The organism is Pseudomonas sp. KBS0707 (assembly GCF_005937945.2).
GTDB classification, from domain to species: domain Bacteria; phylum Pseudomonadota; class Gammaproteobacteria; order Pseudomonadales; family Pseudomonadaceae; genus Aquipseudomonas; species Aquipseudomonas amygdali.
Genome location: NZ_CP041754.1, coordinates 2,774,970 through 2,789,363, shown reverse-complemented (window position 1 = coordinate 2,789,363; position 14,394 = coordinate 2,774,970). Strand labels below are relative to the sequence as shown.

The following is a 14,394-nucleotide window of genomic DNA, read 5'->3' as shown; positions in this document are numbered from 1 at the left end:
TGAGATGAGGAAGAGTGACGGATCGGTTTTTTGTCAAGTCGATCCGTTTTTAAATTTCAAAAACAGGCCAGCCGCAGTCCCTTCGATAATGCCGATTAATAATGAATTAGCTTCGGACCACGATTATTGTTACGTAGCTCACATTAAACGATACTAGGGTCGTTTGGCGCTAGCTGATTTTTTTCTTGCTCTAGTACTTTTCAGGCCGAGGTAATTGGTTTCGTAAGTTGTAAGTAGTTTCCACATTTGCCGGTCAACTACATCGTGCTTTTCAGGACTCCTAAGTTTTTGAAGAAACCTGCTAATGAATTTGGCGGGTAGCTTAACAATCAAGCATTGATGAGAGCCATGCATTTCCCTTGTCCAATCTAAATCTTTTCCAGAAGTAAGATTCTCGCTCTCATCCCTATTGATAATAAACCCCAACTTTCCGTACGAGCCTGTCAGATAAGACTGTAATTGACGATATTCATCTGGGCCAAGCTCTTGAAAGTTTTTTGCATCAAACACGATATTCCTACTTTTGTAATCGAGTAAAACCCTACTCCAAAAATCCGATTTACCACGATTTGTCCCAGTTATGTCTCTACGCTGAACAGCAGCACCATCTGGATGTAACTGGAGTCCAACAAGCTGAGCGGCGAAGATGACTTTTAGCGCTTCGAGACTCCAGAGCTCAAAATCTCGCTCACCCTCTCGGCCTAACGGGATTTTGTCGAGTTGCGCAACAATCTGACCTATTTTGGTATTTCTGATTTTGGGATTTAGAGAGTCCACCTTAATATCATACTCATCATTTATCTCCTCTGCTTCATCTGGGGCTAATGCGTTACGGCTGAGATTCAAACCTAGCCAGTAACACGGATGTACAAGGATTCTGTCGGCGCTCTCGAACCCTTTATCCGGAGTTCTACCATCATGACAAAATGTGTATGAGGAGAGATTTTGATCGTGCAAGCCAATAAACCCGATACTATATAGCGATTGTAGTAAACCGGTAGGGCCCAGTAAGCGAGCTTCTGCCAGAGAAGCTTGATCATCACTGTCTTCTAAGAGGGTGTAGACAAAATCATGTAGTGAGTCGGCGCGCGAGTATTCGAGCCTCGGCCAACCAAACCCATGCCTCGCTTACCGCAAAAAGGCAATCATGATGCATGATCAGTCGCCGAGCTCTCTCATTCCAGGCATGAGTTCGCTCCACTACCCATCGCTTGGGCATGACCACAAATCCAGTCTGAACAGGCTCCACGGAAAATAGATCGCCTTGTTCAGAGTGCCATTGCCCTGTTCTTCTGTTATTCGGGCCACGGATCACTTGAACATCGATAGCGTGCAGTTGATGGGTGCGCTGTGCCCATTTTCCTGCGTACGCACTATCAACAAAAAGCGTGCTCAGTGACGGATATTTTTCCTTCGAGTACGCCACCGCATCATCCGCCGCGTCACGATCCTGCACGCTTGCAGCACTGATACTGACAGCCAGCAGCAGGCCCAATGTATCGACAATCAGACTTCGTTTACGCCCCTTCACTTTTTTGCCTGCGTCGTAGCCGCTGTCACCGCCTTGAGGAGAACTGCGGGTCGACTGTGAATCCAGGATCGCTGCTGACGGGCTGTCAGCGCGTTCTTCCCGCTCACGCCATTGAGCTCGCAAGCGATCATGCATTTGCTCGAACTTGCCTTGAGCGCTCCACCGGCGGAACGTTTTGTAGACATTGTCCCAATGAGGAAAATCGCGGGGTAGCATTCGCCATGAGCACCCCGTGCGTACGACATAGCAACAGGCTTCCAGCAACGTGCGCCGAGAGTGAAGCGGTGGCACTCCTCGTCCGCCCTGGCTTTCAAACAGGTCGGCGACCAGTGCCCACTCGGTATCTGTCAAGCAACTCGGATATAGCTGCTCCGGCAGTTGGCGGCGGTGGGTTTCATTGTAGCCATAGGCTTTATTAGGTTCAGGTGACTGAAAACTTCCCTTGGCCCGCTGCTTTACACGCGTAATCCCTGCCATTTTCAACGCTTTTGCAAAGGTGTCGGGATGCGCAGTGATACCGGTTTCGGCGAAGAATACGAGCGCCAATTCGGCCTGGCTGGAATAGGGCTGTGCATGAGCGAGTTTCACCAGCACGGGATAGTGCTCGGCGGCAATCGAGCGAGGACGTCCGGTTTTAGGCATGGCTTGAGGGCTATTCAGACAAGGGAGTGAAAGTTTAATTTATTTTGTCTACACCTTCTTAGCGGAACAATCAAGCGATACCGTTAGGTCCGTCCAGCACCTGCCTGACCTTCCGGGCAAGGTCTTGAGGCATGCAGGGCTTGGATACCACATCAAACTCGGAACCACCGATATCAGTTCGTTCGATCGAGCTTTCAGCATAGCCGGTGGTCAGCAGCACCTTGATCTTCGGGTACCTGCGCCTCACTTCCCGCGCGAGCATCACGCCGTTCATGCCGCCCGGCATGATCAGGTCAGTGAACAGCAAATCGTACCTGCTGCCGGATTCGAATTTCTTCAGTGCTTCACGAGCGTTGAGTACGATTTCGCAGATATAGCCATAGTCATCCAGCACCATCTTCGCCAGCTCGGCGACGTCGGGCCGGTCCTCGACAATCAGAATCCGCTCGCAGCTGCCAATGCGTCTGTCGACAGCTTTCGGTGGCTCCGCATGGGTCAGCATTGCCTCGTCTACCGGAAAATACAGACGCAGCGTTGTGCCAACACCTTCTTCGGTATAGATCCGCGCCGCGCCGCCCGACTGTTTGGCAAAGCCATAGACCATCGAAAGACCGAGCCCTGAACCCTTGCCCTCTTCCTTGGTGGTAAAAAACGGGTCCATTACACGGTCACGAATACTAGATGGCATGCCAATGCCATTGTCCGTTATGGCAATACTGACGTAGCGGCCAGGCAGCAAGCCGTCATAGGACATGTTGGCCAACTCATCGACGACCAGATTGCGGGTTTCAATGGATATTTTCGGGTCAGGCCTGCCGACCAACGCATCCCTGGCGTTGATGAAGATATTCAGCAAGGCAACTTCTGCCTGGGTCGGGTCGATACGGCAGTTCTTCAATGCCGGATCCAGATCGGTTTCGATCGTCACGTGCGGCCCGAACGTACGCTCGATCAAGGGCTCTGTGCTGGAAACCAGGCCATTGAGGTTGAGCACCCGTCCCTGCAGTTTTTGTTTACGGGCAAATGCCAGTAATTGCTTGGTAAGCGTACTCGCGCGTTCGACAGCAGACTTGGCGTGATGAACGCTACGCTGGACACGCTGCACATCAATAGTGGGCTTCTCTGCAGCGCTACCGATCAAATCAATATAGCCCCCCATGACTTGAAGCAGGTTATTGAAGTCATGGGCGATGCCTCCGGTAAGCTGCCCCAGGGCTTCCATTTTCTGCGCCTGACGCAAGGCATCCTCAGCATCCCGACGTCGACTGATATCCAGTTGCGACGCAAAGAAATAGATCAGGTCTCCGGCATCGTTATAAACCGGAGAAATAAACAAGGCATTCCAGAACGTAGAACCGTCCTTGCGGTAATTGAGAATTTCAGTGGAGATATCGACGCGCTCGTCAATCGCTTCACGAATGGACTGCACCACGGCCCGGTCAGTTTCCGGCCCCTGAAGAAACCGGCAGTTTGTACCGATGATTTCTTCTGACGAATAGCCCGTCATTTCCAGAAACGCGCGATTGGAAAAAATGATCGGGTTGTCCGCACGGTTGGGGTCCGTCACGATCATTGGCATCCGTGTCGTTTCCACCGCCGCAAAAAAGATATCTTTTCCCTGATGCTGGATATCTCCCGTTGCAGCATTGTCGACACGGGCTTTTTCTTCCGACACTCCAGAAACTCCACACATATTGGTTGGGTGTAATACACGTTCTCAAAGCTAGGACTGGCGGAGCCTTGAAAGGGTTCTCAGATTTTGGACAAAAAACGAATTATATTCATATGAGGGGCTAAACACTCAAAAAGCGTTCACGCCGAGAGCCGATTTTTCGTCCTTTTGTCGAATGAGAGCCGCAAATTCACCCGCACTCTCGCGTAACGCCACCTGCAAAGGGTGAAAGGAGGCCCGTTTGCCCTGCCCGTCTGCATAACCCAACAGGCCTGTCGGGCAGTATCGGGCGTCGTCCCAGCCCGGATAATCGAGAATGGGGTACCAGCAGATACCTTCTACCGGTAAGCCTGCCCTGACAGCCTTGCTGACCTCGGCACAAATGTAATTGAACCAGGGCAAACGCTGAACATCTTCGGCACCGGTTTCAGAAATCAATATCGGTCTTGCGTACCGTGTATGCAGCTCGCTCAACATGCCCTGAAAAGGCCTGTATTGCGGGTCGTCCTGAGTGAGCTTTCGCCCCTTGAATTGCCATTGGTTATGGGGGTAGAAGTTGACGCCCAACACATCCAGATACTCGGATCGGCCGCCCAGCCCAGGCAATTGCCGCCCGGATAAAAGATCCCAGGCTTCAAACTGCGCTTGCCTATAGCACTCTGCTGCCGCTATTTGCGCACTACCGCGCGTAGCCGGTAAGACATGAATCAATGGTTCGGCCTGAATAAAACGCGCGCCTGGCTCTATTGCACGTATCGCCTCTATCGCCGCAATGCTGGCCCGGACCAGTTGCTGTTTGAGTTCCATGCCGCGCTGCCGACTACCGGGGTTGAAATAAGCAACTTCACCTCCCGCCCAGCTCCAGAACGAAATTTCATTGATTGGCGAATAAAAAGGGGCGGTCTCCCCTTCGTCTTTGACTACCTGAGCCACTGCAGCGGCAAAACGCGCAAAGCGCTCGACAAACTCCGGCCGCCAGATATCCAGATCATCAGGATAACCGTAATGGCATAAGTCCCAGATAACCTGAGTGCCCTGACGCCGCGCGGCTCGTAACATGGGCAGAAAACTGCTCCAGTCGTAACAGTTCGGGCTGGTTTCAATCAGGTGCCAGCGCATACCGTCACGCACGGTACGTATTCCGTGCTCCGCCATTGCGGCAAAATCTTCCGGTGCCCATCGGTCGTGCCCAGTGGAGCCAAGCAGATCGAGTCGCACGCCGTCGCGTCGTCGATCGCTGGCACACTCGAATCCGCCTATGAAGAAGCTGTCAAACAGACCGCCCATACTCAACCTCGCGCAGGTTGTTCAATCGGTTCGGCAATCTGCTCCGGCAACTCATGAGCCAGCCGCTGGTACAGCGCCAATGCCTGACCGACAACCTGGTCCATGTTGTAATACTTGTAAGTACCGAGCCGCCCAAGAAAAGTCACCTGATTCGACTCATCGGCCAAGGCTTTGTAACGCTTGTACAACTCCGCGTTTTCCGGTCGCGGAATGGGGTAGTAAGGGTCGCCCTCGGCACTCGGGAATTCATAGCTGATACTGGTCTGGGCATGCAGTTGACCGATGAGGTGCTTGTATTCCGTAATACGCGTATGAGCAACTGCCTCATCCGGATAGTTCACCACGGCCACGGATTGAAACTGTGCCCGATCAACGGTCCTGTGCTCGAAACGCAACGACCGATATGGAAGACGGCCATAGCAATAATCGAAGTATTCATCGATCGGCCCGCAGTAGATCAGGTGCCGATACTGCACGGCCCCGCGTATATCGGCAAAATTGACCCCCAGTGCCACGTCGATAAGCGGGTGATCGAGCATCCGTTCAAACAGGTGCGTATAGCCATGCAACGGCATTTTCTGGAAGGTATCCGTGAAGTAGCGATTGTCCCAAGTGGTACGGGTAGGCACTCGAGAGGTGACCGACCTGTCCAGTTGCGACGGGTCCAGCCCCCATTGCTTGCGGGTGTAGCCACGAAAAAACTTCTCGTACAACTCCCGGCCCACCTGATTGATCACAACGTCTTCGGAGGTTCTTATCATCTCTACCGGCTCGGCCCGGCTGGCAAGAAAGGCTTCGGCTTGTTGCTCATTCATCTGCAAACCGTACAAGCTGTTGAGCGTATCGAGGTTGATCGGAATAGGCAGCAATTGGCCATCCACGCTGGCAAGCACACGGTGTTCGTAGTAGCGCCATTCGGTAAATCGCGAAAGGTATTCCACAATGCGCTCGGCATTGGTGTGAAAGATATGCGGCCCGTATTGATGAACCAATACCCCGGCGCTGTCCAGGTGATCGTAAGCGTTACCCGCAATGTGTGGACGTCGGTCGATCAGCAAAACGCGTTTACCCAACCCGGCTGCCAGCCGCTCCGCCACTACACTTCCCGCAAAACCTGCACCGACGATCAGAAAATCATAATGCGTCTCTGCAAATGCGGCTGATTGAGGATTTATCCGAGGCATTGGGTTTGCTCCCCGATAGTTACCAGGCCGATTTGCGCCTTCATGGCAGCGCACGTGTTGTCCCAGGACTCACCGGCCAGCACTGCATCAACTTTACGCAGAAAATCAGCAGGATCCCTATGCGCCAGTGCCTCGCGAATCGCGCGCACAAACGCATCGGTATCATCGGCAATTGCGACGACACCGGATTCACCATAAGTTCTGACAACGTCGGCAATCCGGGTTGATACCACTGGACAACCGCCAGCCAGGTACTCTGGCGTCTTGGTCGGGCTGATAAAACGTGTGGAATCGTTCAGGGCAAACGGCATCAATGCTACATCCCAGCCAGACAGATAGGCTGGCAAATCGCGATAAGGCTTGCTGCCCAGATAATGAACATTGTCCATGTGCGGCAGGGTTGCCGGATCGATTTTCACCACGGGGCCGATCAAAATGATTTGCCATGTGGGCTGTGATTCCGCCACTTCTCGAATCAGTTCAATATCGAAACGCTCATCAATGACGCCAAAATAGCCCAGCCTTGGGTGGGGAATGCATTGTTGATCCTCCGGAACGGCAAGCACGTTGCGGGCGGCTGCAAAATGCCCGATATCGACGCTGCTGGGCATGGAGTGTGCATTTGCATGCTGTAGGCGCTTGGCCTCCCAGAGACTGAAGCCGCCGGTAAAGACAACATCTGCGCGCTTCATCAGCGCTTGCCCCTGCTCGACAAGCTCTGGCGGCGCATCTTTGAATGCAGACAGCTCGTCCATGCAATCGAAGATCGTCACTTGCGCACGGAGGTGATCGGTAAATACCAGGCTCATCGGGGTGAAATACCACCGCAGCAGGTCGCCAAATTGTTGCGCATCCATAAAGCCATCCAGCAACGTGCGCTGTGCAGCTATGACCTGGTCAGGCTGCATCTGCAAAGGCAGGTGCGGCACCAGTACGGTGACACCGCATGCTTGCGGCAGTGACTCAAGCCAGATGCGAGGCGAGTCTGAAAGAGCAGGCTCCTCAAGAAACAACACCTGATAATCCTGCGCCATGCGCGACATGATGTGCTGCGGGCGCTGATACACAAACCCCCACCTGAGGTGGGACAGGCACAGCAGCAGCGGTCTGACTGCTGCCTCGACCCTGGTTAAGACTGACGTTGCGGATTGAATGTCCTGGACACCGTTCATGAAGTTTCCCTTTTGCTAAAGTCCTGGATGAAACTGAAGGGCTCTGTAAAGGGCTGAACTTCGACGGCATTCATGATGAGGATGTGCGTTGGCGGCTGTTGCATGCATGGACAATCACGTGCATAGAGCAACTATAGATATTCTCATTGGTTTCGAGCACGCGCCCGGACCGCTGTTCACTGATTCCGATAAAGGGTATGCGCCGTCGGGAATGAACCGTTGAACTCGGCGGTACAAATACGCCCCTAGTCTTGAGCGAATGTTTTTTGGCACCTGCGGTACGTTTTCCCCACGCGGTGGTCTGGTCCTGATTTTCGCAAGCAAGGCTCCTCTGTCGTCCTGTTGATAAAGGTCACGACGCCGAGCCCTCAGCGCGCCTCTTACCGAGGCGGCGAACATCCAGGAAGGATAATCATGATTCTGGTTACCGGTGGTGCGGGATACATTGGCGCTCACGTTGCGCTTGAATTGCTTGAAGATGGCCACGATGTCGTGGTGCTTGATAACTTGTGCAACAGTTCGCGAGAGACGTTGAGCCGGGTGGAGACACTCAGCGGGCGACAGGTGGACTTCATCCACGGCGATGTACGCAGCAAAGCGACGTTGAACCGGCTATTCGCCCGCCACCCTGTGAACGCTGTGGTGCATTGCGCCGGGCTCAAGGCCGTGGGCGAAAGCGTCAGAGAGCCGTTGCGCTATTTCGAGACCAACGTGAGTGGCAGCGTAAACCTCTGTCAGGCGATGGCGCAGGCAGGCGTGTTCAACCTTTTGTTCAGCTCATCAGCGACTGTATACGGCGACTGTGAACAAATGCCGCTGGATGAGAACTGCCCACTGGGTTTACCGACCAATCCTTACGGGCATTCCAAAATGATGGCCGAGCATGTGATGAAAAGCGTCGCTCGCTCGGATCCACGCTGGTCCATCGGGCTGCTGCGCTACTTCAACCCCATTGGTGCCCATTCTTCCGGCTTACTGGGCGAGTCGCCCTGCAACACGCCGAATAACCTGCTGCCCTTCCTGCTGCAGGTTGCCAATCGACGACGCCCTGCCCTGCACATTTTTGGCACCGACTACCCCACGCCGGACGGCACAGGTGTGCGTGATTACCTTCACGTAGTGGATCTGGCCGAAGGCCACTTGAAGGCGCTGGACAGAATACGCAGCGAACAAGGCGTATCCGTCTGGAATCTGGGAACCGGACAGGGTTATTCAGTCCTCGAGGTGGTGCACGCTTTCGAACGTATCTCCGGCAAAACCGTGCCTTTGATCTTTGAGCCGCGCCGGGCCGGAGACATTGCGGTGTGTTGGTCGGATCCGGGGAAAGCATTGCGTGAGCTGGATTGGCGCGCCAGGTTCAACCTTGATTCGATGCTCACTGACGCATGGCGCTGGCAGTGCATGAACCCACAGGGTTATATGCCGACAGCACTGGTCAGTTGAGGTGCGGCCAAAGGTGTAAAGTGGCGGGGAATTACCCTCGCAGCAGGCTGCTGTGCGCTAAAAATTCGCCGGTGTGTTGGAACTGATGATCTCGGCCTCGTCCTGGCCAATGTTGCGGAAGCGGTGTGGCAAGGTGGTCGGGAAGTAATAACCGTCCCCGGGACCGAGAATATTAACCTGCCCATCGATGGTCAGCTCCACGGTGTCGCGCGTCACCAGCCCGCACTCCTCGCCTTCGCTGTGGACGATGGGCTCTTCACCCGAATCTGCGCCCGGCGCGTACTGCTCGCGCAGAAAACGCATCTGGCGGCTCGGCAGGGTTGCGCCGACCAGCAGCAGGCGAACACCGTTACGCCCCAGGTCAGGCTGGTCACCGGCGCGGAATACATACTGATCCTGCCCCGGTGGCTGGTCGAAGGTGAAGAAATCCGCAAGCGTCATGGGGATGCCCTCAAGCAGCTTCTTCAACGAGCTTATAGAGGGGCTGACACGATTTTGCTCAATCAGGGAAATCGTGGCATTGGTCACACCACTGCGTCTGGCGAGTTCGCGCTGTGACAGCTTGTAGCTTTCACGCACTAGTTTGAGTCGTGCTCCCGTATCCATAATGGCCTTGTGTGAAAGATATCCGATGAGTGAAGCAAAGCCCAGTTGGAATGGATTGTCCATCGCCCAAGGCCGCAAAGCCGGATATTAAATCACGTTTGCCAGCAACACTCAGCAGCTCATCGCACTACCTGCCCTGACGGTTCCGGGCATACGCCAGGCAGGCTTCACGGAATGCCGTGAACAGGTTCAGCGACACAGGGTTGTTCATGAACTCCCACTCCGGGTGCCACTGCACGCCCAGCACAAAGCCTGGCGCACCGGGCAGGGAAACCGCTTCCACCAGACCGTCGGGTGCCAGTGCTTCCGCCCGCAGATCCGATGCCAGACGATCGATACCCTGACTGTGCAGGCTATTGACCTCGAACCCCGGGGTCAGCCCGAGCGCCTCCAGCACCCCGCCAGATCGCACCTGCACCGGGTGTTGCGTCGCATATTGCACAGCCAGCACATCGCTTTGCGGCTCACGGTGATCCAGATAGCCAGGCAATTCCTGCACCCTCTGATGCAGGCTGCCGCCCAGTGCAACATTCAGTTCCTGAAAACCACGGCAGATGCATAACACCGGCACACCCTGGGCGATGGCGGCCCTGAGCAGCGGTAATGTTGTGCGATCCCGAAACACGTCGTGGGCAGTGCCTTCCACGCTTGCCGGGCCGTTGTAATGATGCGGCTCGACATTGGACGGCGAGCCGGTAAACAGCAAACCGTCCAGTGAGGCCAGCAACTGCGCAGGCTCGGTGGGCACGTCGAGCGCGGGCAGAATGACCGGGACACCCGCAAACGCAGCCGCCTCGACATATTTATCGCCTGCGGTGTGAGAGGAGTACTTGCCCAACTGCTGACGGCAGGCAGTAACGCCTATCAAGGGAGGTCGTGACATACGTTGAGTCCTTGTGAATCTGGTGAGCCAGCACGCCAATATGACGCTATCCAGGCGGGATAAAACCAGTCTAGGATACTCATCTGCGCAACAAACATAGGCATTCAGGCAAAGGAACAATGCAGCGATGCAATATGAAATCACCCATGCCGATCTCTCTCTGGTACTGGCGCTGGTACGCGGCCGAACTCTGGCGCGTGCTGCAGATTTGCTGCACGTTGATATTTCTACAGTGTTCCGCTCGATCCGACGCCTGGAGTCAGCCCTTGGTGCTGCGCTGTTTGAAAAGAACCGACGCGGCTACATTCCGACGGATGCCGCCCAGGCCATGGCCGAGCAGGCGGAACACGCCGAACAGGCACTCGCCGCTGCCCGTATTGCCTTGCAGCAAGGCGAACAGGTCGTCAGCGGTACGGTACGCCTGACGTGCACCGACGCGGTATTGCACAGCCTGCTGCTGCCAACGCTCGCGGACTTCATGCCGCAGTACCCTGCTCTCACGCTGGAACTGGCCACCTCCAATGCGTTCGCCAACCTCAGCCGTCGTGACGCCGACATTGCGTTGCGCCTGACCAATACCCCGCCCGAACACCTGATCGGACGATGCCTGGGCAGCGCGGACTACTTCATTTGTGGCCGCCCAGAATACCACGACGCACTGACGCACAGCCCCGCCTCCATTCCCTGGATCAGCCCGGACGACTCGATGCCCGACCACACCTCGGTGATCTGGCGTAAACAGGCGTTCCCGGCGGTGAGCCCGCGCTATCGCTGCAGCAACATGTCGGCGGTCTCTCAACTGGTCGCTGCCGGCCTGGGCGTGGCGGCCTTGACCGATTTCACGATTCAGGGCCTTGGCTCAGTGGAACGGCTGAGTGAACCACTGCAAGGGTGCAGCACCGATCTGTGGCTACTGACCCGTCCCGACTGCCGCGCATTGCGCTCCGTGCAGACCCTTCTGGAAGCACTCGCGCCCCGTCTGCGAGCAGCATTGCTGGCGTCCAGATCCGCCTGATCGCCAGCCTGTGGATCCACTAAATAATAGTTAACAAAATTAATCATTGGATTAATCTCGATCCTGTGGCATTAATAATCACGAGGAAAACAACATGATTCATTCTGTGGATCCATAAGACCAATAATCGAACCGTGGAGAACCGTCATGCACCCGAAAAATGCGTGGTACGTCGCCTGTACAGCGGATGAAGTCGCCGACAAGCCTCTGGGCCGGCAGATCTGCAACGAAAGGATGGTCTTCTATCGCGACCAGAACCAGCAAGTTGTCGCCTTGGAAGATTTCTGCCCGCACCGCGGTGCTCCGCTGTCGCTGGGTTATGTCGAGAACGGCCAACTGGTATGCGGTTATCACGGGCTGGTGATGGGCGGCGATGGCAAGACCGCCGCGATGCCCGGCCAGCGTGTTCGAGGCTTCCCCTGCAACAAAACCTTCGCAGCGGTCGAGCGCTACGGCTTCATATGGGTCTGGCCTGGCGACCGGGAGAAGGCCGATCCGGCGCTCATCCACCATCTGGAGTGGGCGGTCAGCGACGAATGGGCCTACGGTGGCGGTCTGTTTCATATTCAGTGCGACTACCGCCTGATGATCGACAATCTGATGGACCTCACCCACGAAACCTACGTGCATGCGTCGAGCATCGGCCAGAAGGAAATCGACGAAGCAGCGCCTGTCACGACAGTTGAAGGCGAGGAAGTCATTACCGCGCGCCACATGGAAAACATCATGCCGCCGCCGTTCTGGCAGATGGCGCTGCGTGGCAACAACCTGGCCGATGACGTGCCAGTCGATCGCTGGCAGATATGCCGCTTCACCCCGCCCAGCCATGTACTCATCGAGGTAGGCGTAGCACACGCGGGCAAAGGCGGCTATCACGCGCTTCACGAGTTCAAGGCCTCGAGCATCGTTGTCGACTTCATCACGCCAGAGACCGACACCTCGATCTGGTACTTCTGGGGCATGGCGCGCAACTTCAACCCGGCTGACGAGCAACTGACGGCCACCATCCGCGAGGGGCAGCGCAAGATCTTCAGCGAAGACCTGGAGATGCTTGAACGCCAGCAACAGAACCTGCTTCAGCACCCGCAGCGCAACCTGCTCAAGCTCAACATCGACGCCGGCGGTGTGCAGTCGCGCAAAATTCTGGAACGCTTGATCGCTGCCGAACGAGCCAGCACAGCTGAACAGATTCCAGTAATGGCCACTAAATGACCGCCTGCTGCCAGCCCGAATGCGTTGAAAACAATCAGAAGTGACCCGTGCTGCGGTCACCCGAGGACATACCATGATCGACGTGACCGTGCTATCACGTAACGATGAAGCGCTGGATATCTGCAGTTTCGAGCTAGTGCGAGCCGATGGCGAGTTGCTGCCGCCTTTCACGGCAGGCGCACACATTGACGTGCACTTGCCTGACGGGCTGATCCGCCAGTATTCGCTGTGCAACGCACCGAACGAGCGTCATCGTTACCTGATTGGTGTCCTCAACGATCCGGCTTCACGCGGCGGGTCGCGCAGCCTGCATGAGCAGATTCAATCAGGCGCGCAACTACGCATCAGCGAGCCGCGCAACCTGTTTCCGCTGGCCGGGAACAGCCGTCGCACGCTTCTGTTTGGCGGCGGCATCGGCATCACCCCCATTCTGTGCATGGCTGAACAGCTTGCGCTGGAGGGTGCCGATTTCGAATTGCACTACTGTGTTCGTTCCGTCGAGCGCGGCGCGTTTATCGAGCGCCTGAAGCGTTCATCATTTGCCGACCGGGTCACGCTGCACCTTGATGAACAGCCCACTACCGCGCTGGATGCTGCCAATGTACTCGCCCAGCCGCAACCCGATACCCATCTGTATGTGTGCGGACCGGGTGGTTTCATGCAACACATCCTCGACAGCGCCCGTGCTGCCGGCTGGCCTGAAGACAATCTGCACCGGGAGTACTTTTCTGCAGAGCCGGTGGACACCAGCAATGACGGCAGCTTTTCTATCGAGATTGCCAGCACCGGCCAGGTGCTTGCCGTTCCTGCCAACAAGACGGTCGCCCAGGTGCTCGAAAGCCACGGCATCGATATTCCGCTGTCGTGCGAACAAGGTGTGTGTGGCACATGCCTGACGCGCGTCCTCAAGGGCATTCCGGATCATCGGGATCTGTTTCTGACTGAAGACGAGCAGGCGCTCAACGATCAGTTCACGCCATGCTGCTCACGCTCGAAAACCCCACTGCTGGTGCTCGATATCTGATCAGTTCGAGCGCTGGATGACCTTCATGCGCTCGTTCAAACCGGCACCGAAAATCTCCGCGTAGCGCAGGGTAGCATTGGCATGCTCACGCATGATCGCCTCGGCACGAGCACCCTGCCCGCTCACTAACGCATCCACCACCGCATGATGCTGCATGTGGGCGAAATTGAAGCGCCGGTATTCGCGAATCAGGTTATCGCGATCCACTGCCAGCGCCGTCACCGAGGCAAAAGGCAGATGGTCGTTGCGTGCCAGCGCATCGGCAATGGCGCGATTACCGCTGCCCGCCACGATCACTCGATGCAGGCGCATATTCATGTCGTGATAGACCTCAAGATCATCCTCAGTGACATAACCCTTTTCGAACAGCGCATCGCCCTGCACCAGGCAGGCTTCAAGCTCGTCCCGAGCCTCCTGCGTCAAGCCACGTTCGGCCATCTGCCGCGCCGCCAGACCTTCCAGAACACCACGCACGTCGACCGCACCGGCGATTTCCATCGGCGTGATCGAGCGCACCTGAAAACCGCGCCCGCCAAAGGGCACCAGCAGGCCTTCCTGCTCCAGGGTACGAAACGCCATACGCACCGGCATGCGCGACACCCCGAACAGCTCGCCTGACGCAATCATCTTGCGCAACGCAACAAGAATGGTCTGCCCGGGTTTGCTCATTGACAGGATTCCGTGGAGATCGAAAAACGCATCTTACTCCACGTACACAGGGGA

At 55.9% G+C, this 14,394-nt stretch carries 13 protein-coding genes; 4 read left to right on the top strand and 9 right to left on the bottom strand.

Annotated elements, in window-relative coordinates:
• Positions 1-153: 153 nt before the first annotated feature.
• The 6 genes from FFH21_RS30575 to FFH21_RS13195 form a co-directional block, all read right to left on the bottom strand.
• Positions 154-957, bottom strand: a complete 804-nt coding sequence (locus FFH21_RS30575) for a hypothetical protein (RefSeq protein WP_234704568.1) — start codon at positions 955-957, stop codon at positions 154-156.
• Between the two features lie 112 nt (positions 958-1,069).
• Entirely contained in the window at positions 1,070-2,173 is a 1,104-nt protein-coding gene (locus FFH21_RS13215; RefSeq protein WP_004665003.1) for an IS5-like element ISPsy19 family transposase, read from the bottom strand.
• Positions 2,174-2,243: 70 nt separating this feature from the next.
• The gene (locus FFH21_RS13210; RefSeq protein ID WP_004662206.1) at positions 2,244-3,848 is read right to left on the bottom strand and encodes a hybrid sensor histidine kinase/response regulator; all 1,605 of its coding nucleotides are present in this window, start codon (positions 3,846-3,848) and stop codon (positions 2,244-2,246) included.
• Positions 3,849-3,974: 126 nt separating this feature from the next.
• The gene (locus tag FFH21_RS13205; protein ID WP_011168608.1) at positions 3,975-5,132 is read right to left on the bottom strand and encodes a hypothetical protein; all 1,158 of its coding nucleotides are present in this window, start codon (positions 5,130-5,132) and stop codon (positions 3,975-3,977) included.
• A gap of 2 nt (positions 5,133-5,134) precedes the next feature.
• Positions 5,135-6,316, bottom strand: coding sequence for a UDP-galactopyranose mutase (glf, locus tag FFH21_RS13200; RefSeq protein WP_011168607.1), 1,182 nt, complete (start codon positions 6,314-6,316; stop codon positions 5,135-5,137).
• On the bottom strand, positions 6,304-7,488 hold the full coding sequence (locus FFH21_RS13195) for a glycosyltransferase family 1 protein (RefSeq protein WP_011168606.1): 1,185 nt from the start codon (positions 7,486-7,488) through the stop codon (positions 6,304-6,306). Before FFH21_RS13195 ends, glf begins: the two co-directional genes overlap by 13 nt.
• 414 nt (positions 7,489-7,902) lie before the next feature.
• Between FFH21_RS13195 and galE the strand changes: the two genes are divergently transcribed.
• The gene (galE, locus tag FFH21_RS13190) at positions 7,903-8,931 is read left to right on the top strand and encodes a UDP-glucose 4-epimerase GalE (RefSeq protein WP_011168605.1); all 1,029 of its coding nucleotides are present in this window, start codon (positions 7,903-7,905) and stop codon (positions 8,929-8,931) included.
• A 57-nt stretch (positions 8,932-8,988) separates the two neighbouring features.
• Here the strand turns inward: galE and FFH21_RS13185 are convergent, their stop codons facing one another.
• Together FFH21_RS13185 and FFH21_RS13180 are read right to left on the bottom strand one after the other, a co-directional pair.
• Entirely contained in the window at positions 8,989-9,537 is a 549-nt protein-coding gene (locus tag FFH21_RS13185) for a cupin domain-containing protein (protein ID WP_054088540.1), read from the bottom strand.
• A gap of 127 nt (positions 9,538-9,664) precedes the next feature.
• Positions 9,665-10,420, bottom strand: coding sequence for a gamma-glutamyl-gamma-aminobutyrate hydrolase family protein (locus FFH21_RS13180; RefSeq protein WP_004667613.1), 756 nt, complete (start codon positions 10,418-10,420; stop codon positions 9,665-9,667).
• A gap of 127 nt (positions 10,421-10,547) precedes the next feature.
• Between FFH21_RS13180 and FFH21_RS13175 the strand changes: the two genes are divergently transcribed.
• From FFH21_RS13175 to FFH21_RS13165, 3 genes are all read left to right on the top strand, one after another.
• Positions 10,548-11,435 carry a LysR family transcriptional regulator gene (locus tag FFH21_RS13175; RefSeq protein WP_004662195.1) on the top strand — a complete coding sequence of 296 codons (888 nt, stop codon included), beginning with the start codon at positions 10,548-10,550 and terminating at the stop codon, positions 11,433-11,435.
• 147 nt (positions 11,436-11,582) lie between these two features.
• A complete protein-coding gene (locus FFH21_RS13170) occupies positions 11,583-12,647 on the top strand; it encodes an aromatic ring-hydroxylating dioxygenase subunit alpha (protein WP_011168603.1) in 1,065 nt (354 codons plus the stop codon).
• Between the two features lie 73 nt (positions 12,648-12,720).
• The gene (locus tag FFH21_RS13165; RefSeq protein WP_004665483.1) at positions 12,721-13,671 is read left to right on the top strand and encodes a 2Fe-2S iron-sulfur cluster-binding protein; all 951 of its coding nucleotides are present in this window, start codon (positions 12,721-12,723) and stop codon (positions 13,669-13,671) included.
• Here the strand turns inward: FFH21_RS13165 and FFH21_RS13160 are convergent, their stop codons facing one another.
• Positions 13,672-14,340: a GntR family transcriptional regulator gene (locus tag FFH21_RS13160; RefSeq protein ID WP_011168602.1), complete on the bottom strand. Its 669-nt coding sequence runs from the start codon at positions 14,338-14,340 to the stop codon at positions 13,672-13,674.
• Positions 14,341-14,394: the final 54 nt, after the last annotated feature.